The 19,475-nt window shown below is 42.5% G+C and carries 20 protein-coding genes and 1 pseudogene; 5 read left to right on the top strand and 16 right to left on the bottom strand.

Going from position 1 to position 19,475, the window contains the following annotated elements:
* Positions 1 to 70: 70 nt before the first annotated feature.
* From ACQY1Y_RS17340 to ACQY1Y_RS17350, 3 genes are all read right to left on the bottom strand, one after another.
* Complete coding sequence (locus tag ACQY1Y_RS17340; RefSeq protein WP_430013225.1) at positions 71 to 1,915, bottom strand: AAA family ATPase; 1,845 nt, start codon at positions 1,913 to 1,915, stop codon at positions 71 to 73.
* Between the two features lie 83 nt (positions 1,916 to 1,998).
* Positions 1,999 to 3,900, bottom strand: a complete 1,902-nt coding sequence (locus ACQY1Y_RS17345; RefSeq protein ID WP_430013226.1) for an ArsA family ATPase — start codon at positions 3,898 to 3,900, stop codon at positions 1,999 to 2,001.
* Between the two features lie 12 nt (positions 3,901 to 3,912).
* On the bottom strand, positions 3,913 to 4,596 hold the full coding sequence (locus ACQY1Y_RS17350) for a GvpL/GvpF family gas vesicle protein (protein WP_002735492.1): 684 nt from the start codon (positions 4,594 to 4,596) through the stop codon (positions 3,913 to 3,915).
* Between the two features lie 92 nt (positions 4,597 to 4,688).
* On the opposite strand from ACQY1Y_RS17350, the gene ACQY1Y_RS17355 reads away from it, so the two are divergent.
* Positions 4,689 to 5,021, top strand: coding sequence for a gas vesicle protein (locus tag ACQY1Y_RS17355; protein ID WP_002755304.1), 333 nt, complete (start codon positions 4,689 to 4,691; stop codon positions 5,019 to 5,021).
* Positions 5,022 to 5,144: 123 nt separating this feature from the next.
* On the opposite strand, the gene ACQY1Y_RS17360 is transcribed toward ACQY1Y_RS17355, so the two are convergent.
* From ACQY1Y_RS17360 to ACQY1Y_RS17410, 11 genes are all read right to left on the bottom strand, one after another.
* A complete protein-coding gene (locus ACQY1Y_RS17360; RefSeq protein ID WP_002736124.1) occupies positions 5,145 to 5,405 on the bottom strand; it encodes a gas vesicle protein GvpG in 261 nt (86 codons plus the stop codon).
* A gap of 14 nt (positions 5,406 to 5,419) precedes the next feature.
* Positions 5,420 to 6,154, bottom strand: coding sequence for a GvpL/GvpF family gas vesicle protein (locus tag ACQY1Y_RS17365; RefSeq protein ID WP_002755315.1), 735 nt, complete (start codon positions 6,152 to 6,154; stop codon positions 5,420 to 5,422).
* Positions 6,155 to 6,169: 15 nt separating this feature from the next.
* Positions 6,170 to 6,643 (bottom strand): gas vesicle protein K, encoded by a 474-nt coding sequence (locus ACQY1Y_RS17370; protein ID WP_002755316.1) that lies wholly within the window; start codon positions 6,641 to 6,643, stop codon positions 6,170 to 6,172.
* A gap of 375 nt (positions 6,644 to 7,018) precedes the next feature.
* Positions 7,019 to 7,327 carry a hypothetical protein gene (locus tag ACQY1Y_RS17375; RefSeq protein WP_002803843.1) on the bottom strand — a complete coding sequence of 103 codons (309 nt, stop codon included), beginning with the start codon at positions 7,325 to 7,327 and terminating at the stop codon, positions 7,019 to 7,021.
* Complete coding sequence (locus tag ACQY1Y_RS17380; protein ID WP_002796982.1) at positions 7,284 to 7,694, bottom strand: gas vesicle protein; 411 nt, start codon at positions 7,692 to 7,694, stop codon at positions 7,284 to 7,286. Before ACQY1Y_RS17380 ends, ACQY1Y_RS17375 begins: the two co-directional genes overlap by 44 nt.
* Before the next feature lie 29 nt (positions 7,695 to 7,723).
* Positions 7,724 to 8,764, bottom strand: a complete 1,041-nt coding sequence (gene gvpN / locus ACQY1Y_RS17385; RefSeq protein ID WP_430013227.1) for a gas vesicle protein GvpN — start codon at positions 8,762 to 8,764, stop codon at positions 7,724 to 7,726.
* 592 nt (positions 8,765 to 9,356) lie between these two features.
* A complete protein-coding gene (gvpC, locus tag ACQY1Y_RS17390) occupies positions 9,357 to 9,995 on the bottom strand; it encodes a gas vesicle protein GvpC (RefSeq protein ID WP_002736872.1) in 639 nt (212 codons plus the stop codon).
* A 267-nt stretch (positions 9,996 to 10,262) separates the two neighbouring features.
* Positions 10,263 to 10,478, bottom strand: a complete 216-nt coding sequence (gene gvpA, locus ACQY1Y_RS17395) for a gas vesicle structural protein GvpA (protein WP_002735503.1) — start codon at positions 10,476 to 10,478, stop codon at positions 10,263 to 10,265.
* Between the two features lie 330 nt (positions 10,479 to 10,808).
* Entirely contained in the window at positions 10,809 to 11,024 is a 216-nt protein-coding gene (gene gvpA, locus ACQY1Y_RS17400) for a gas vesicle structural protein GvpA (RefSeq protein ID WP_002735503.1), read from the bottom strand.
* A gap of 354 nt (positions 11,025 to 11,378) precedes the next feature.
* Positions 11,379 to 11,594, bottom strand: a complete 216-nt coding sequence (gene gvpA, locus ACQY1Y_RS17405) for a gas vesicle structural protein GvpA (protein ID WP_002735503.1) — start codon at positions 11,592 to 11,594, stop codon at positions 11,379 to 11,381.
* 830 nt (positions 11,595 to 12,424) lie between these two features.
* On the bottom strand, positions 12,425 to 12,694 hold the full coding sequence (locus ACQY1Y_RS17410) for a hypothetical protein (RefSeq protein ID WP_002736360.1): 270 nt from the start codon (positions 12,692 to 12,694) through the stop codon (positions 12,425 to 12,427).
* A gap of 605 nt (positions 12,695 to 13,299) precedes the next feature.
* On the opposite strand from ACQY1Y_RS17410, the gene ACQY1Y_RS17415 reads away from it, so the two are divergent.
* Both ACQY1Y_RS17415 and ACQY1Y_RS17420 read left to right on the top strand, forming a co-directional pair.
* The gene (locus tag ACQY1Y_RS17415) at positions 13,300 to 14,637 is read left to right on the top strand and encodes an OB-fold nucleic acid binding domain-containing protein (protein WP_430013228.1); all 1,338 of its coding nucleotides are present in this window, start codon (positions 13,300 to 13,302) and stop codon (positions 14,635 to 14,637) included.
* Between the two features lie 115 nt (positions 14,638 to 14,752).
* Positions 14,753 to 15,787 (top strand): M42 family metallopeptidase, encoded by a 1,035-nt coding sequence (locus ACQY1Y_RS17420; protein ID WP_430013229.1) that lies wholly within the window; start codon positions 14,753 to 14,755, stop codon positions 15,785 to 15,787.
* Here the strand turns inward: ACQY1Y_RS17420 and ACQY1Y_RS17425 are convergent.
* Positions 15,784 to 16,275: a hypothetical protein gene (locus ACQY1Y_RS17425; protein WP_002737371.1), complete on the bottom strand. Its 492-nt coding sequence runs from the start codon at positions 16,273 to 16,275 to the stop codon at positions 15,784 to 15,786. The two genes, ACQY1Y_RS17420 and ACQY1Y_RS17425, sit on opposite strands and share 4 nt — an antisense overlap.
* Before the next feature lie 140 nt (positions 16,276 to 16,415).
* On the opposite strand from ACQY1Y_RS17425, the gene ACQY1Y_RS17430 reads away from it, so the two are divergent.
* Both ACQY1Y_RS17430 and ACQY1Y_RS17435 read left to right on the top strand, forming a co-directional pair.
* Positions 16,416 to 17,975: a hypothetical protein gene (locus ACQY1Y_RS17430; protein WP_430013230.1), complete on the top strand. Its 1,560-nt coding sequence runs from the start codon at positions 16,416 to 16,418 to the stop codon at positions 17,973 to 17,975.
* A 53-nt stretch (positions 17,976 to 18,028) separates the two neighbouring features.
* Complete coding sequence (locus ACQY1Y_RS17435; RefSeq protein ID WP_002736780.1) at positions 18,029 to 18,208, top strand: hypothetical protein; 180 nt, start codon at positions 18,029 to 18,031, stop codon at positions 18,206 to 18,208.
* 135 nt (positions 18,209 to 18,343) lie between these two features.
* On the opposite strand, the pseudogene ACQY1Y_RS17440 reads toward ACQY1Y_RS17435, so the two are convergent.
* Positions 18,344 to 18,997: pseudogene (locus tag ACQY1Y_RS17440) on the bottom strand (transposase).
* Positions 18,998 to 19,475: the final 478 nt, after the last annotated feature.

Raw genomic sequence — 19,475 nt, forward strand, 5'->3', positions numbered from 1 at the left:
TTTTTCTTTTGTACGATAGTTTTCCTGAGTTGAGATTCTCCCCCCTTACTTAAAGTAAGGGGGAAAAAAATCAATTGGCACGCTGTTCAACCAACAGTTGATAAGCATGATTAAAATCAGCCGTTGTAATGCGAATATCAGCCGGGTCAGTCATTCCCTGATGGCGATAACGACGAATTGCCATCAGTGCCGCTTGGTTACATAATAACGATAAATCTGCACCATTCCAGCCTTCCGTTGCCTCGGCCCAATAGCCTAAATCCACATCCTCTAAAGGACGTTCATCATTATGGACTCCGAGAATTGCTAAACGACTAGAGGCATTGGGTAAATCAACTTTTAACTGTAAATCTAACCGTCCCGCTCGCAATAAGGCTGGATCTAAGGCATCTGGGCGATTAGTGGCTCCAATCACTAAAATCGTTGCCGCCGTTTGCAACCCATCTAACTCCGTGAGGATTTGTCCCACAACCCGGTCACTCACTCCTGAATCTCCACTATAACGACCTCTTGCCGGTGCTAAAGTATCAATTTCATCAATAAAAACCACACAAGGGGCTGCCTGACGAGCTTTGGCAAACAACTCACGCACCGCTTGTTCGCTCGCCCCCACCCATTTACTCAAAAGCTCAGGTCCATTAATACTGATAAAATTAGCTCGCGCCTGAGATGCAACCGCTTTGGCCAATAAGGTTTTTCCCGTTCCGGGGGGACCCCAAAGTAAAATACCTTTGGGAGCTTGGGCTTTGGTTTGCGTATATAATTGCGGATGGAGTAATGCCCCTTCCACGGACTCCTGTAGGGTTTGTTTAATCTGTTCAAGTCCGCCAATATTGTCCCAGGCCACATGGGGAGATTCCACCTCCACAGAGCGCAATACCGCCGGTTTAACTTCTTTAAGGGCTTGCAAAAAGTCGGCTTGGACTACCGTCATTGTTTCTGGAATTCGCGAGTCAATCGTAGGAACCTGGCGCCGCAAAGCACTATAGGCCGCTTTCTGGCAAACGGCTTTTAAATCTGACCCGACAAATCCCACCGCGTTATCGGCAATCAGATCTAAGGAAACTGATTCATCTAGGGGCATGGAACGGGTGAGAATTTGCAGGATTTCTAAACGGCCCTTGCGGTCAGGCACCCGAAAGAGGACTTCTCGGTCAAACCGTCCAGGGCGACGGAGGGCAGGGTCAAGATGGTCGGGACGGTTTGTCGCCGCTAGAACAATCACCCCCTGGCTTTGGGCAAAGCCATCCATTAAACCCAACAATTGGGCTACCAGTCTTTTTTCTACTTCCCCTTCAACTTTACTGCGATCGGGTGCCATGCTATCAATTTCGTCAATAAAAACGATACAAGGCGCATTCTTACTGGCTTTCTCAAAAATTCCCCGCAGTTTTTGCTCAGCCTCCCCATAATATTTGCTGATCACCTCTGGTCCGACTAAGGCAATATAGTTAACACCGAGTTCTTCGGCCAAAGCACGGGCGGTCAGGGTTTTACCGGTTCCAGGGGGGCCGACTAAGAGAACGCCGCGAGTGGGTTCAAGTCCTAACTTGGCCAATAAGTCGGGGCGTTTCAGAGGAATGGCAATTAGTTCCTTGAGTTCTTTGATCACTTCCGTCAAGCCACCAACATCTTTCAGGGAAGCCGTGGTCGGTCCTTCGGGCGGTGTCACACTGTCTTCAACCCCTGAATCGGTGGGGGTATCGCGATTGCGATTAACCTCAAAATCATCCCCACCAGAATTGTTCGGGCGAGAAACTCCCCCTGAACGGGGAATACCGCCAGCACGGGGGATGTTACTCAAGGGACGAGAGTTAAACTGCACTTCGGTTTTAATTTCCCCTTTTTCCAGTTTTTCCTCTAAGGTTTTAGCCAGTTCGACTAATTGCTCAAAGCCTTTGAATAGTTCTACCATAAAATTTCTCCTGAGTCAAGTGAAGGATGGGGACTGGGTAATAGATGGGGTTAAGAAGTCAGACTTGATCAGACTAATTACCTTTAAAATAACAGATCTGCCGCGCCTTTTACCCGGGCTAGAGGTTCTACTGATCGGGGTAAACTGGGTAAGCGGATCAAAGTTTGATCTGGGAATAAATCCCGATCAATTTCCTCATTAGCATGATAACGATTCTGCACGACGTAACGTTGATAGACTCCCTTTTTTTTCAAAGATGCTGTCAATCGCAGTTGTTCGGCAACGATGGCATCTTGGGCTTGCAAAACTCCAATAAATTCTGTATGTTGGGGGTCTTTGAGTTTTTCCTGGGCAGACATCACCTGTTGTCTTAAGATTCGCAATCGTCCCATTAAATCTACACGCCCTAAGACATCTTTATACTTCATCCAAAGCTTAAAAATCCAACTTAACCAATCTCCTAAAGCCGTTGGCATTTCTAAAAATCGCAGGAGATGACCGGTAGGAGCCGTATCTAAAATAATCAAATCTTGTTGTTTCTGGTCTAATAACTCCATTACTTTTACTAGGGACAACATTTCATCAATTCCTGGCAGAGATTGAGCGACAATTTGCCGCCAAGCTTCTGGAGTATAAGCTAGTTTGATGTTCCCCTCTTCCTTACCTTCTCCACTAATCATTTCTGCCAGTTCCCATAAATAATCATCCCGAAATTTTTCTAAAATGATATTAGCATCAACTTCTTGACCACTTAAATTAGCAGTTAATTGTGTGGATTGATGTCCTAACTTTGTCCCAAAGGCATCTCCCAAAGAATGAGCCGGATCAATAGAAATAATTCTAATTTTTTGCTCGGGATGACGATTAGCTAAGGCCCAACCAATAGCTGCGGCAACGGTGGTTTTTCCCACTCCCCCCTTGCCACCAATGATAATGAGTTGGCGTTTGTCGTCAATAAAATCACTAAAACTCGGCAGAATTTTTTGCGGCCATTGAATAGGAGGCGGGGCCATAAATTCTACTTTTTCGATAATTTCAATTTGACTCATGATCTGATCTAATGCTTCACCTCCTAGGGGTTCTTTTGCCTGTTGGGGCAGGGTGAAAATTGTCTCTTGACCTGGAATTTTTAGGAATTTATCGAGGAGTTGCTGTTGCTCACTGTAGCGATCTAAATTTTGATTAGGATCCGTTAGAATGCGATTAATAAATAATCTGCCGCAGGGAATATTTAAGTGATGCAAACTATTGAGTAATCGTTCGGTTTCTAATAAACTCATCGGTTCGGCAATTGCCACAATTAAACAAAGGGTAAAATCCCGATCTTGTAGGATTCGTTTGCCTTCGGTTAATTCTGCTTGTGTTTTGACTAAAAAGTCATCCACATCATCGGCATTGTAGGTTTTTGAAAAAGTTTGCGAAATAACACGATGTTTTTCTTGAAACAACTCTAAAGAATTTAAAATAATCTCTAAAAAGTCTTTAATCCCCAATAAATTCAAGGTATGACCAGAGGGAGCCATATCAACAACAATTCGATCTACAACATTCTCTATTAGTAATCGTTGAATTTCTAATAGACCCATGATTTCATCTAAACCTGGCCAGTCTAAATCCCAAACAGGAGTTAAATCTTCTCCTTCAACAAAACTGCCCCGTTCTACTAAAAGTTCTAAAAATTTTCCGTATTTTTCTTTAAATTCTAAGAGCAATTTTTCCGCATCTAATGCCCTAACTTTTAAGTTGGGTAAGTCTTTTACAGGTGATGCTTGATCGCTAACTTCTGTTTGCAATACATCCCCTAAAGAATGAGCAGGATCGGTTGAGATTAACAGTATTTGTTCCTCGGGAAATAATTTAGCCCAACGGCGAGCAAATCCACAGGAAAGGGTGGTTTTTCCCACTCCTCCTTTGCCACTAAACATAACTAAATGTCGAGTGTCATAGCAACTTAGAGCGTTATTTACCAAGTTAAAGTTAGTCATAGAGAAATCAAGTTAAGTAAAGTGATAGGGGGGAGAAACTTGTCCTAATTGTAATTGCCAACGGGGGCAGGCTTTCTGCCAATGCAAGACTTGCTCGATTAGTAAAGGTTCTTCTTGAAAATTAACTAAAAGATAAATTCGTGATTCTGTCCCCGGAGCAGTAATAATCCTAGTTGACGGATAGCTTTGGGTCACTAAATGCCCGAGATTCTGCCATTCTGAACCTTGCAAAGTATAAAAATCTTGTTGGGCTTCATAAAGCTGTTTTTTGGCTAAAAAATATTGTCTGCCCTTGCTTTCAGAAGAGAGTACAGGCTCCTCTGGCTTACGGGGAATACATTTTAAAAGATATTCTCCTTTTCCCTCAAGTTCTTCAATTTTTTCTTGATATTCTTGGGCATGAGAACAAAGATGAGTCAGTAAATTTTCTGCCTCTAAAAAAGATGTGCCAAAACGTAAGGGTAAAATAGTGGTTTGTTGAAATAGTTCACAGATAACTCGATCATGACATAAAACCGATTGAATCAAGCGTTCATCATCATTTTGTAAAGTGTCTAAACCAACTTCGGGTTCGACTACGGCCGAGAGAGAGCCAACAGTTATCAGTAACAATGGGTTAGCCATTCCAACGGGTAATTTTAGGCTTTCTATGGGGGTTTTCAAAAAAGCGTAAGTATATAGATTGTACAATTTCATAGGGTTGACCGAAAGAAAATTGACGATTTTTTACAAATTTTTATATTGGGGCGTTGATATGCTAGAATATTCTAAGTTATTCAGGGATTGTTATGACAACCACTCGTCCACCCAGACCAATTAGATCTAAAATTAGCACCATGCCTCGGAAACAATCTGAAGCAGATCACCAACTTGAGCTTTATAAGTTAATTACTGAAAAACAACGTATCCAAGAAAAATTAGAAATGATGGAGCGGCAGCTTCAGCAATTAAAAAATCGTCTCACGTTTGTGACAGAGCAAATTGAGACTACAGAACAAAGTATTCAAAATTTGCGTACAGCCAACCCTCCTAGTGTAGCTAAAAAACCTGATTCCCCCAAAACTGTTGCTCACTCCTCTAATAATTCCAGTAATTTCCAAACTTTTTACCTAGAATATTAAGGCTTAACCAAGGGCTAGTTCTGACCAAGCTTCAACGAGTTCTCCAGCTTGTCAAATCCGCCCTTACTAAGCTTACAATCTGTGATTTTGTTCATGATCTATGTGGTGGGAAATATTGCAAGTTTAGAGAGAAGATTCAGATTCGTTTTCTGCCTCTTCTTCTTCTAAGGCTTGAATTTTTAATAAAAGTTCTTCTTCCTGAATTTCAAACTCCTCCTCAGAAATGTTGCCCATATCGTAAGATAGTTGTAAGGATAATAACAATTTGTGCAAATTTTCCGCCTCATCATATTCTATATCTGCACGCTCTTGAATTTTCTCCCCAATCCAGATCAGACCCCCAATAGGACCGGTAACAGGAAGAAATAAAAGATCGAGAAACATAACTAATACTCTCCTTAGATAAGTTGGGCAAAGGTATAGGGTGCAGTTAAATTGTTATAGCGAATCCTTAGGCGATCACCAAACTGCTGATCGATCGCTTCAACGTTTTGGCTAAATTCCGGCTCTTGCTCCCAGGGAATTAAATAAGCTGCATTGTAAATCATGTCATCCGTCATCGGATCGCTTTCAATCACCTCTTGGGCGCGATGATTTAATTGGTCTCTAAAGACTTGAATAATGTCTTGTTTCCGTTGCAATACAGTAGCTTCAATGAGTTGACCTATATGGATAATTTCTTCCATATTTAAGTTTTTCCCCATCATCGCATCCCGTTCTTGTTTTAACTTAGGATTAGACTCCAAAGCCGCTTGTAATTCCCACTTATTATCCCAAAAAATCTTAATGCTAACCTCTCGTTGTCCTGACAGTTTAGCAAATAATTCTTTCAGTTGGGTTTTATAGGGAGTAATTAGTTGTTCGGTGACGGATTCCCAGGTTTTGATAACTAAGCCAAACCGCAGGGGCAACAACGTTGTAAACCCTGCTTCCATGACAGTTTCTAATACTTTTTCATGGCAAATTAAATAGCGACGGGATGCCAAATACTTCTCTTTATGAGCAGCGGAGTAGAGAAAACTAAAACCATCAATCATCTCACTGTGAACCGGCTCATTATCAATCCCTTGCAAAACCAGTCCGTCAGGAACTGGTTCGGGAAATATGCCATACAAATAAAGACCCACTGTCATCAGTATTCTCCCAAATTAAACCGGCTGAGAAGTTAAAACCAAACGAAGCTTGAGGTGAATTAGATCTAGTTGAGCTAAACCCAGATCAACATTTCCTTCCACAACAACTCCTGTATTGAGAAGTCTATCCACTAATTCTAACACAGAGGGCTTAACACCCTCCTTTCCGGGATAATAACTCCCTGCTTCCGGTAAAAGAGTGCCAAACTCTCCTAGGTGGACATTTAACTCTTCTGGCTCAACCTCAAAAATTTCACACAAATGGAGAACTTGTTCTTGCAATTTTTGGATACTTTCTGCAGCTCTATCTAAATCAGACTCACTGAGAACCCCTTTTTCCATTCGGCGAATGATTTGGGCTTCGAGCAATTGGCGTACCAGTTCCACAACAGTTAACAGTAAAGGGGCTAAACCAGCTTGGCTATTACTTTCTGGAGGGGTCAGCAAGGCTTGATTATCAGAATCGTAAGGTGTGCAAGCAAGGGTCATGGTTGGAGTTGGTAAATGAGGAGTTCTTAAGGGTGAGTCTCTAGTGGGAGGCTTGGCCAAGAAATTTTATCTGAGGGAAAAAACGATGTAACCAAGCAATGTCAACTTCCCGCTGCCCTGTGAAGATTCTGGTGAGGAATTTACCCGACAGGAGGAATGTGCTTGATCATTTTAACTGGTATCATGGCCCTCGATTGCCCCCGATTAGGGTAGGGATTTTAAGGCTTAAAGTTTAGCTGCCGGCGTTTCTGTTAATAAGGCTTGGGATTGGCTATAGAGATAGGAGTCGCTTGCCCACCCATTAATTGCCATCTCCCTTGCTCTATCAACAGAGGCAATCGTTAACTGCTGTAAACTTCTTGACCGTTTGAGGATTCAATTGAGGAATTTCAATATATACGAGGAATGTGCCTGATCGTTGGGACTGCCATCACGTCTCTCCATTACACTCCATTTGGTTAAGGATTTTAAGGTTTGAAGTCGGCGTGAAAGTTCCAGGTTTTCTGCGAATAAAGCTTGGCCTTGGCTAGGGAGGTAGGGATAACCTTGCAAGCTGTTAATCGCAGTTTCCCTGGCCTTATCAAGGGGGGCAATCGTCTCGTGTAAATTTCCTAACCTTTGAGGATTCAGGTGAGGAATTTCACGCATCTGAGGAATGTGCTTCATCGTTCGGACTGGTATCATGGCTCTCTATTGCACTCAATTGGCTTAAGGATTTTAGGGTTTCAAGCTCAGTTTCCAGGGTTTGGAGTCGGAGCGAAAGTTCCCGATTTTCTGCTAGTAAAGCTTGGGATTGGCTATGGAGGTAGGGGTCTCCTTCCCACCAGTTGATCCCCATTTCCCTGGCTTTATCAACAGAGGCAATTAACAAACGAATGCGGATATTTATAAGTTCAGTGGAGGCGATCGAAACGGAAATATCGCCGGCAATTACAATTCCTTTATCTAAAACTCGTTCGAGTATATCCGCTAAACTCGAACCTTGAGTTGCTGTTTTTAGGGAGTTGCTTGACTGGTTTTTGAGCGAGCCAGCAAAAGTGGAAGAAGTCACGGTTGGTTTCACTCAATAAGAGTATAAAATTAGTCTTTTCGCTGGGGCAAGTTGCCTCGCAGTAAAGATTGAATGGCTTTTAACGATTGATTTCCTGTCGAAGGCTCAGGAGTTGACGCTTGGGCATCGGAAGGCTCCGTTTCCTCTATAAAGGATAAGGATTCTAACGGATTGTCCTCGAGGATTTCCCATAAAATCGCTCTTGACTTATCAACAGATAAATTGGTGCGGGACAACAGAACATCGGCGCAGATATCACGGAAGTCCGAGTCAGAGGAATCGGCCGCAATATCGTGAGAGGCGCAGACTTTAGCAATCATTAAACAAGAGCGCAAACCCGACGTTTTTTCAGTCGCAGTTTTCACACGAAAGGTTTTGACAAGGTTGACAATAAATAAAGCATCTTCTCGACCAATTCCCGTTTTTTGAGCAAGAATTTCTGTCTGAGTTAGTTGGTCTGGTTCAGGCATATTGATAGTTACCAACCGATCCATTAAAGCATCTTGGGTGGCATGAACCCCACAGTATTCTTCTGGGTTGGAGGTGAAAATTGCCCGAAACTGAGAATTGACTTGTAGGTAATCGGGTTGATGGCTAGTGGGGGGCAGGGTGAGAATTTTTTCTTCCAAGGCAGAGAGTAAAACGTTGTTGACCTCAGGCCGAGAACGATTGAACTCATCATAAACTAGGGTAAACCCTTCTCGACAGGCCATTGTTAACCGAGAATCCACCCAATTGTGTTTTAGCTCGTCTTCAACCTTGAGAACGCTGTGGATATAGTTATCCATCAGTTTTTTATGGGTGTAGCCAGACTGGCTACCAATTAAATCGGAACTGGTAAAGTCATCATCGCCAAAGATTAGCATCACAGGTCTGGCTAAACAATTGGCCAGGTGCATTGCCAAGGTGGTTTTTCCCGTTCCTGCCGGACCACATAGATGGATGGAAAAACCAGCGTTTAGATAACGTAAGGCGCGAGTGGCAATTTGATCAATCGAAGGCGTAACAACAAATTGACCGGGGCGGAGGCTGAGGACGGATCTTCTTGTTTGAGTTTCAGTAAATGTCATAGTTGAAGTCTAGTAAATACCGTTGATAATCCCCGCCTTGAGCGGACGGGTATTCTTGAGCTAACAATTGCCCGTTCAAATCTACCCTTAATAACCGATTAGGCAAAATCGTCTTCGGCTTTTAAGGCTTACCTCATAATATATAATATCCCAAAAGATCAGGAAGTGTCATCAATTACCTCTAGAACCTTGATTCTGAAGGTATTTTTAGGATATTCATTAGCCAAGGGGCTAAGGGGCTACAATTCTTGTATAGATTACTTTTCAAGACTTAAACAATGAAAAGCCCAGATGCAGTCCTTTTCCCTTACCTCCTTTGTCAATAAAAAACTACTAATCACGACATTAACTATAGACTGAGTGAAGCTTTATCATACTTTTTAATTTACCAGAGACCTAGAGCGGACTAAATGGGAACCCAACACTCCTAGGTTGAGTCTAGGAACTTAGAAAAGCAGGATCAGCATGGTAGGTTGAAAACCAAAGGCTTATTGTTTTATTCTCAGATAGTCCTCTAGTTTAGCCTGGAAAAGGGACTAGAGGGTTTTTACTCTAGCCCTAGGCTTAAGTGGGTTGGAATTAACCTAGAGGTTTATTTGCCAAAAACGTAGATAGACAAATCTTGACGAAATTGACGCAATTCGTCTTTTAGCTGTTTCGCTTCAGCTAAACGTCGTTCTTGAAATTGACTTAAATCATCCTTCACCTGTTTGGCTCGATCTAGATGAAGTTGGCGTAATTCGTCCTCTAGCTGCTTCGCTGCCGCTAAACGCTGTTCTTGGAATTGACTTAAATCCTCTTTCAGCTGTTTAGCTCGATCTAGATGCTGTTGGCGTAAGTCGTTCGCCAACTGTTTCGCTTCAGCTAAACGTTGTTCTTGGAATTGACTTAAATCCTCTTTCAGCTGTTTGGCTCGATCTAGACGCTGTTGCCGTAAGTCGTTGTCTAGCTGTTTCGCTGCCGCTAAACGTTGTTCTTGAAATTGACGTAAATCCTCTTTTTGCTTTTCCGCTTGAGCTAAACGCTGTTTTTGGGTAGCTGTTAAAAACAAGTGGCTTTCCTGTTGAACTTTTTGGAAAGACTGACGCAAGGCAGTTGCCTGTTCTTGCGCTTGTTTTTGTCTTTCAGTTTTAACATCCGACAAAAAAGCTTGGACTTCTTGCGAGAGTTTAGCTACCTCTCCAGCAATCGATAAACGCTCCTGGCGGAACTTTTCGATGAGAGCAGGCATGGGGTTGTCCTCAATTACTAAATACTATGGAATGGATTAGACCCAATCACCCGCTAGGAAAACCTTCACGGGGACTGGGGGGAGAGACAGTAGAGTCCGACTTTTCTTATCACCCCAAAGTTGAGATAGTGAACTACCCTATCAATTATAGACTATTGCGCCCCAAGAGAGGGGTAACTAAACTCAATAGGGATTAAAGAAAAGCCGAGAATCTAGAAAACCTGGTCGGGTTTTAACTGAGCAGATAGGAGAATCTGGGATCAATCCTTAAGCAGGAACCGCTGCAGATTGAGTCAGACCAACTGCTTCAGCATATTTGAGGTAGGTTTCAACCGAAGCGATAACTACACGAGCTTCAATCGCTAATAATTCGATTCCGACGAGAGATACGCGAGCCCAAGCATCAATAACGATACCTTTATCAAGGATACGATCGATAACTTCAGCTAAGCTAGAGGAAGAGTTGGTTTTTTCGACTGCCATGGTAATAGACCTTGTTTGTTAGTTGTATAGAAAGTGTACAGTGCTGATCCCAAAGTTGATATATCGAGCTACCGCATCTCAGGGGCGCGGCTTCCTAGCCCAAGAATGACCTTCTATTCCGAAAAATAGTGAGTCTCACACTCTGGTGATAGGGAGTAAACCTAGCTACAAAGGACAAAATCACGTTTGCCGTGCCAACCTTGTCAATCATAGAACACTACGCCCCAAGAGAGGGGTAACTGGACTCAATAGGGATTTAAAGAAAATCAGAGGATCTGGAAAACCCAGTCGGGTTTTCACTCAGCAGATAGGAGAATCTGGGATCAATCCTTAAGCAGGAACTGCTGCAGATTGAGTCAGACCAACAGCTTCAGCATATTTGAGGTAGGTTTCAACAGAAGCGATAACTACACGAGCTTCAATCGCTAATAATTCGATTCCGACGAGAGATACGCGAGCCCAAGCATCAATAACGATACCTTTGTCAAGGATACGATCAATAACTTCAGCTAAGCTAGAGGAAGAGTTGGTTTTTTCGACTGCCATGTTAATAGACCTTTTTGTTGTTTGTATAGAAAGTTTACAGTGCTGATCCCGAAATTGATACATCAAACTACCGCATCTCAGGGGCGCGGCTTCCACACCAAAAATGACTTTCTATTCCGAAAAATAGTGAGTCTCACACTTTGGTGATAGGGGGTAAACCTAGCTACAAAGGACAAAATCACGTTTACAAAAATAATTTGTATGGGTCTAGCTTTGTTTTCGCTATCCGTTGCCGTGTCAACTTGATCAGTTATAGACTATTGCGCCCCAAGAGAGGGGTAACTAAACTCAATAGGGATCAAAGAAAAGCTAAGAATTTGGAAGCCCCAGCAGGGTTTTCACTGGGCTCAATCCTTAAGCAGGAACCGCTGCAGATTGAGTCAGACCAACGGCTTCAGCATATTTGAGGTAGGTTTCAACCGAAGCGATAACTACACGAGCTTCAATCGCTAATAATTCGATTCCGACGAGAGATACGCGAGCCCAGGCATCAATAACGATACCTTTGTCAAGGATACGATCAATAACTTCAGCCAAGCTAGAGGAAGAGTTAGTTTTTTCAACTGCCATGGTAGTAGACCTTTTTGTTGTTTTCATAGAAAGTGTACGGTGCTGAAGTCATGGAGGATTCAGAAATTCATTTCGTTTTTCTGCCTTCATCACTTCCGAAATTTGAAGAATAACACCTTTATTTTGTCGTTGTCAATATCTAATCTCAAGTTTTTGGTTAAGAAATGTACGATTCTTTAGTTAAGAAATGTAGTCAATTCTCATTTTTGGGGTTAAGAAATGGAATCAATTCTCAGAAAAGGCGCACCTATGCTTTCATTATTAAGCGATCGCTGGCTCTAGCCAAGAACTTACATAGAACGAATCAACTAATAGTAAAAGCCTTGCAAAGCAAGGCTTTTAGGTGCTTAAGGCACAAATGTATTGAAATTTTAGTTTTAACGTTCGCTATCTTAGGTGTTATTTGCGGGGACCAGGGGTGGACAGACTTGACAATCTAGCCATCACAATGCGAAGATGTGTGATGGGAAATTCTTGCTTCACAGAAACCTGCTTTTTGAGAGAGTCCCAACCAGTCTTACAGTCTCTCCACAAGCTTAAACTCCTGACTGCCCATCAGCATTTGTTGACAGGATTCTTATTCCTTCTGATCTTGAATTCTTGGCTGCATTCGTGATAGGTCTTGCATTCTGGACTTATTCATCTTTATATCATTTTTCAAAAGTAATGACAGACTTAGTTGATCATTTCAAAGCGCAATCCCTCTCGGAGAAAGGAATTGCACTTTCAGATGTTAGTCACGACTATTGAAAATTGGTATCAGCTATTTCTTCGGGGACTGTAGCCACTATTTTCAGAGATTGCTGTAATGGCGATTGGCTGACGTCCGTTTAGGTGGATTGACTGGCCAGAAATTGTCTTTGATAGTCTAAAAACTCGCCGTGCCATTCCGCAAAACGCCGCTCCCCATCTTTGACTAAAAGTTGGCGGTAGGCTTCCGAGGAAATCCAGGGCTTTGTTGGGCGTTGTTGGGCAGAACGAGCTTGGTATTCAGCCGTTGATTGACGGCATTGGTTGTGATAATTTTGGTGCCATTCCTGATAGCGCCGTTCTCCATCCCGCACGAGGGCTTGGCGATAGGCTTCTGAAGATAGACTCATGGTGTTACTCCTTTTCAAATCCCTTGATAGCTTGACCAGGATTATAACACAATGGGTGAACTACCGAGCACCGACCTCTCGTCAAGGTAAAATATAGGCCTTTGCCGTCAGTGGCAAGGTTTCCTTACTATCCTAACTGCTGCATTTTGCCCCGCTTTGCGTTGCTCCCCTTTAACCAAATTTTGTACGACCAGCCAAGAAATTAGTAAAAGCTGTTTACAGGTGTCTTAAACCTTGTGGCAAACGGCCACAGCTAACCCCATTCAAGAAGTCTAGTTTTTCTGTTTTTTTCTCCTCGGTTAACATTGATCGTAACCTATAGTAGGTAGGATATACACTTTAGGTATCAATATATATGGTAATTTTTTGGCTCTCTTAGGTTTAGTGGGTAAAATGTATTCTAAGATACAGTCCTGCTGGCGAGCTAGTAGAAAGAACCACAAGGACACAAAGGACACAAAGATTGATCGCTCTTATATAAGTTAAACTTATGTTACAAGGAATAAGAGAGCCATTTTTGGGACTTTGGCGGCCTGATTTGGCAAAGAAATGCCATATTTCCATTACCCCCGTTACAAAAATCTCTGGAGAGTTGAGTTACTAATATGGTTAAAATTATCAGTCGTCAATCATTGGGAAGAAAACCCGTTTACGATATTGGTGTAAAGAAAGATCATAATTTTTTGCTGGGCAACGGGTTAATTGCCTCCAATTGTTTTAATAAATCTCACTCTACCGCTTATGCTTACGTCACCTATCAAACTGCTTATTTAAAAGCTAATTATCCTGTGGAATATATGACAGCGTTACTAACTGCTAGTAGCGATAATCAGGATAAGGTGGAAAAGTATCGAGAAAACTGTCAGAAAATGAATATCGATGTCGAACCTCCTGACATCAATCGATCGCAAAAACATTTTACCCCGATTGGGCGCAAAATTCTCTTTGGTTTGTCCGCAGTTAGAAATCTGGGCGAAAATGCGATCGAGGCTATTTTAAAAGCGCGGGAAGCAACAGGAGGAAAGTTTACTTCCTTAGGGGATTTTTGCGAGCGTGTTGATTTGCGAGTGATCAACAAAAGAGCTTTAGAAACGCTAATTTATTGCGGTGCTTTTGATAAAATTCAACCGAATCGCCATCAATTAATTGAAGATTTGGAATTAGTAGTTGCTTGGGCGCAAAAACGCACCAAAGAGAAAGAAAGTGGTCAAATGAATATTTTTGATATGCTAGGAGGTAGCACAGAAAATAAACAAGAATCCGAGTTTGAACAGTCTCCCAGTGCCACCGCAGTAGAAGATTTTTCCCTACAGGAAAAGTTAAAACTGGAAAAAGAACATTTGGGTTTTTATGTTTCCGAACATCCTTTAAAAGCTTTACAAAGAGCCGCTCAAGTCCTATCTCCCATCAATTTAGCTGATTTAGAAGAACACAAAACCAGAAAAAAAGTCAGTGCCATTGTCCTATTAAATGCCGTCAAGAAAATTATGACCAAAAAAGGGACTCCCATGGCCTTTTTAACCCTAGAAGATGCCTCGGGACAGTCGGAAGCGGTGGTTTTTTCCGATAGCTACGAACGTCTGCAAAAATTATTAGTGGAGGAAGCAACTTTAATGGTGTGGGGAAAAGTGGATCGCCGAGATGATCGGGTACAATTAATTATCGAAGATGCGGAACCGATCGAAACCATTAAAATGGTGATGGTTAATTTATCGCTGCAAGATGTCGTCAACCAAAATCGTCAAAATCTTCTTAAAAGTATTCTGCAATCGGGAGACAAACAAAAGGCAAAAGTTCCCGTTATTGCCACCATCGGTGCGGGAACTCAGCGTCAATTTGTGCGTTTAGGACAAAACTATTGGGTAGAGGATGACAATTCAGTGGTAGAGTCTCTGAAAGTTGCCGGTTTTCTGGCTAATTCCGCACCTCTGATTAATCATTAAATGCTAACTGGCAATCACCCAAAGGCCATGATTGCGCCAATATTGTTCCTGTAAAACCTTTTCGATTTCCCGTTTCGATAATAATTCTTTTTCCACCCACAAAATCAAGATAAATATGGATTTTGATCAACTCTTTGACACTATTGCCACTCTTGTCCTCCATCATTCTCCTAGTGGGATGGAAACGGAAATTGATCGCTTTTTACTAGAACGCTTTCAAGAGTTAGGATTAGAAACATGGCAAGATCAAGCGGGAAATGTCATCGGCAAGATTAGAGGACGGGATTCGACTAAAAAAATTGCTATTACCGGTCATAAAGACGAAATTGGGGCTATTATCAAAGCAATTAATCCCGATGGTACTCTGCAAATTCGCCAACTCGGGGGAGCTTTTCCTTGGATTTACGGAGAGGGAGTGGTGGATATTATCGGTGATAAAGGAACCAGATCGGGGATTCTCTCCTTTGGTTCCCGTCATATTTCCCATCAATCCCCGCAAAAAGTGCAGCAGGAAAACACTCCCGTCACCTGGGAATCCGCATGGATAGAGACGAAATTGACTCCAGAAGAATTAGACGCTTGCGGGGTGCGCGTCGGTAGTCGAGTCGTGGTGGGAAAACACCGAAAACAACCCTTGCGACTAAAAGACTACATTGCCAGTTATACCCTTGATAATAAAGCTTCCGTGGCGATTCTTTTGGCATTAGCGGCCAGAATAATTAACCCTGCGGTGGATATATATCTGGTTGCCTCAGCTAAGGAGGAGGTAGGAGCATTAGGGGCCTTATTTTTTACCGCAAATAACCGCTTAGATGCTTTAATTGCCCTAGAAATCTGTCCCCTCGCTCCTGAATATCCGATTAAGGATGGCAGCAGTCCTGTGTTATTGTCTCAGGATGGTTACGGTATCTATGATGAGCAATTAAATCAAGAATTACGAATTGCGGCCGAAAAGGCGGGAATACCGATGCAATTAGCCATTATTAGTGGTTTTGGTAGCGATGCCTCCATTGCCATGAAATTCGGTCATATAGCTAAGGCCGCTTGCTTAGGTTTTCCCACCCAAAACACCCACGGTTATGAAATCGCCCATTTAGGAGCCATAGCCAACTGCATTAGCATATTACAAGCTTATTGTCAACTAATTTAGCTATTTTTAGCAAAAAACCAGAGCATCAATAGAATAATAGCGATCGCTAGTCCGATAAAAACAGTATTTTTATGCTGCTCTAACTGCATGGGTGCGGGGGGTTCTTCTTTTTTCTGTTTATTGGTTCCCTTTTTAAATTGCGCTGTGCTATCGGGAAGTTTCTCTAAATCGGGAATCTTCGTCATCCACTCATCTGGGCGTTTGAGACGGGGAGCTTCGATAATATAAAGCAGACGCTTGGCCTGTTCGCGAATTTGATAGATAGGATGGGTAATAAGTTGCCTACAGATTTCACTAGCTTTCTCCCCCTCTCCTAACCCCTGATGGGCAGAAATTAACCAAATTTGAATCTCACCCCCTGCTCGAGATCCTAAGGAAATTAAGGCTAAAGCCGCATTTAATTGCTGGATACTAAGACGATATTGTCCACGCTCAAAGGCACTGATTCCAGCTTGATAAAGGTCTTGAAAAGAAAGATTTTCGGCCACGGAGTCAAGATCGAGATAAATGAAATTTTACATAAGTATAGCAACAGGTAAGAAGCAAAAGGAAACTCTCGGCCATTGAGAATGAGAATCTTGACAAAAATCTGTTAGACTTTCTGCTAAACCTGTTAAAGCTGTGCGGCATGAAAGAGAGTAACTCCCTGTCACTAACTATATTAGTGATCGCCACCACAATAATTAGTGTAGTTTTGGGGATTTTATTTGACGAAAAAGCATCTTTATTAGGTATTTTGGCAGTTCCTGCCATGGTTGCTTCTTTTATCCATCCCCGTCTGGGATTATTAGCCCTGCTCATCTATCTTCCCCTGAGTAATACCGTCACTTTTGCCGTGGTGAGAGTTTTTCAGGTAAAGGGCAACTTCATTGGTGAAGAGCCATCCTATGCTCTCTACAAAATCGCCAAGGATGCCTTTTATTTACCAGCTTTAGCGGCAATTTTAATTAAAACCAAAACTTTTAAGCAATTAAGCCCGCAAATCAAGCCTTTTCTCCTCACGGCTTTAATTTTACTTGCCATCAGCTTGATAACTTTTCTTTTTGTCAATCTGCCCCAAGGATCAATTGCTGTGGGAATTGTGGGATTAAAAACCATCTTCGGTTATATTCCCCTGATTCTCTGTGGCTACTATTTAATCGAGCAAAAACGGGATTTATTCGTGGTTAATCGGCTTTTAATCGTGATGATTTTAGTCTGTTGCAGTTTAGCTCTAATTCAATACTTTTTACTCCTCCAAGGCATCTGTCACAATAGTGAATTCTTCAATCAACTAGAAGTTAGTGCCCCCAAATCCGATACCCAATTTTATCCAGATATTACCGCCAAAGCCAGCTTGAAAGCTCAATGTTTTGTCGGGGGTTCGGTGTTGTATAATCCCGATCGAGGCTTAATTCGTCTCCCCGGCACATTTTCCGATCCTTGGCAATGGGGTTGGTTTTTAGTATCTAGTAGCGTCATCAGTTACGCAGCCAGTTTTAGTGATCCACAAAAAAGATGGCGCGTCGCTGGTTGGGTGGCCATAGTTTTAGTCTTCCTTGCGACTCTGGTTTCTGGACAAAGATTACCTTTTTTGCTAGTACATTTGTTTTACTTGGTTCTTTTTATTGCTACTAGCAAAAATAAGCAAAAGTTACCATTAAAATTGGTAATTGTGGCGATGCTTTCCCTGCTCGCGGTGATGTTAATTCCCTTTATTCGGGAAAGAGGGCTAAATTTTATCGGTCGCTGGCTATATTCGTCTCCCATTGACTTTGTAGGCAATCAAATGCAGTGGGCCTTAAGATATTTACAGCTTTTTGGTTTTGGTTTAGGCACAGCTACCACTGGCGCTCGTCATATAGTGGGGGAAGATGGGATAAGACTAATTGAAACCTACTACGCTAAACTTATCTACGAAATCGGTATCGTCGGTTTTATCACTCTTATGGCACTGGTGACAATTCTCTGTATTCTCACCTTTAAAGCCTATTTAAAAGTAAAAAATCCCGCTTTAAAGCATTGGGGTCTCTGTATCTGGATTTTTATACTTTTTATTAGCTATAATCCCTACTATTATCCTCTCTCCGTCGAGCCTATTTCTGTTTACTATTGGTTATTCGCTGGAATATTGCTAAAACTGCCAGAAATCAGCGATAAATTAGAAGATGAGGCGGGATTTCCCGAAAAAAATGAAGTGGAGAATTAAGAGGATTTTTATCGATAATTACATTATCTCTCGACTGATAGGAGTTAACCGCAATGACAGAAGAAACCATTCCCTATTCCCTCGAATCTGTCCTTAAGGAAATTAAAAATAGTATTCAAAGTGTTGATCGAAAGCTAGACACCTTACAGCAAGATGTTGATCAAAAGCTAGATAATCTCGAAAAAGATTTCGATCAAAAGCTAGAAACCTTACACAAATTGGTGGTGGGTTAATAATTGGGGGTGGGCGAACGCGGTTCGCCCCTACAGATAAACAAAATTGAATTTTTTGATTAATTCGATATTGGTGGTGGGCTAATTATTGGCTCTGGGCGAACGCGGTTCGCCCCTACTGTTTTATATTCTCGCTTAAAACAACAAATCTAAATATAATTCTTGTGATTGTTGATCGATTGGCAGATAATCTCGATCATTTGGCCAGTTTTTGGGATTGTTAATAATATATTCTCGAACAACTGCTAGATACTTTTCATCTCGAAGAATTGATTCATAATAATTGCGTTGCCAGATAGGAGTATCTGTGTTCTGTCGAAGCAAATTAATTCGTTTAGTAACCGCCGATTTAAACCCCGCAATACATGACGATAAAGAATTCGGTTTCTGCTGTAGGGGCGCATCGCGTGCGCCCAAATCTAGAGGCGCATCGCGTGCGCCCAAATCTAGGGGCGCATCGCGTGCGCCCAAATCTAGAGGCGCATCGCGTGCGCCCAAACTCTGATCGTCGCCAGAATAATCATTAATTATAACAATTCCATGAAAATGATTGGGCATAATAACTCATTCATCCAATTTAAAATTAGGTCGAATTTTGCAGGTTTTTAGCCATTCATCAGCGACAATTTTTCCTAATTGATTAAGGTATATTTGCCCATTTTTGATTTCTCCAAACCAGGATTGTTTTTGGTAGGTACAAATAGTGACAAAATATGCTCCGGGTTGGGAATAATCATAATTTCTGAGGCGAATAGAACGACGATGATGTTTTTCAGGATCAAAGGTCATATATATTCCCGCAATACTAACAAAACCTCTTATCAATTCCCATCATAAGCGATCGCAATTCACACCGACGTATTTTTCCTGAAACCCCCAAAAAACCCCCCCAAAACCCGTAGGGGCGCACCGCGTGCGCCCAACCCCCACCAAAAAACCCCAAAAAACCCAACCCCCCCAAAACCCGTAGGGGCGCATCGCGTGCGCCCAACCCCCACCAAAAAACCCCAAAAAACCCAACCCCCCCAAAACCCGTAGGGGCGCACCGCGTGCGCCCAACCCCCACCAAAAAACCCCAAAAAACCCAACCCCCCAAAACCCGTAGGGGCGCACCGCGTGCGCCCAACCCCCACCAAAAAACCCCAAAAAACCCAACCCCCCCAAAACCCGTAGGGGCGGCACCGCGTGCGCCCAACCCCCACCAAAAAACCCCAAAAAACCCAACCCCCCCAAAACGCGTAGGGGCGCACCGCGTGCGCCCAAATCC

This window comes from Microcystis ichthyoblabe FBCC-A1114 (assembly GCF_050500245.1).
In the GTDB taxonomy this organism is placed as follows: domain Bacteria; phylum Cyanobacteriota; class Cyanobacteriia; order Cyanobacteriales; family Microcystaceae; genus Microcystis; species Microcystis ichthyoblabe_A.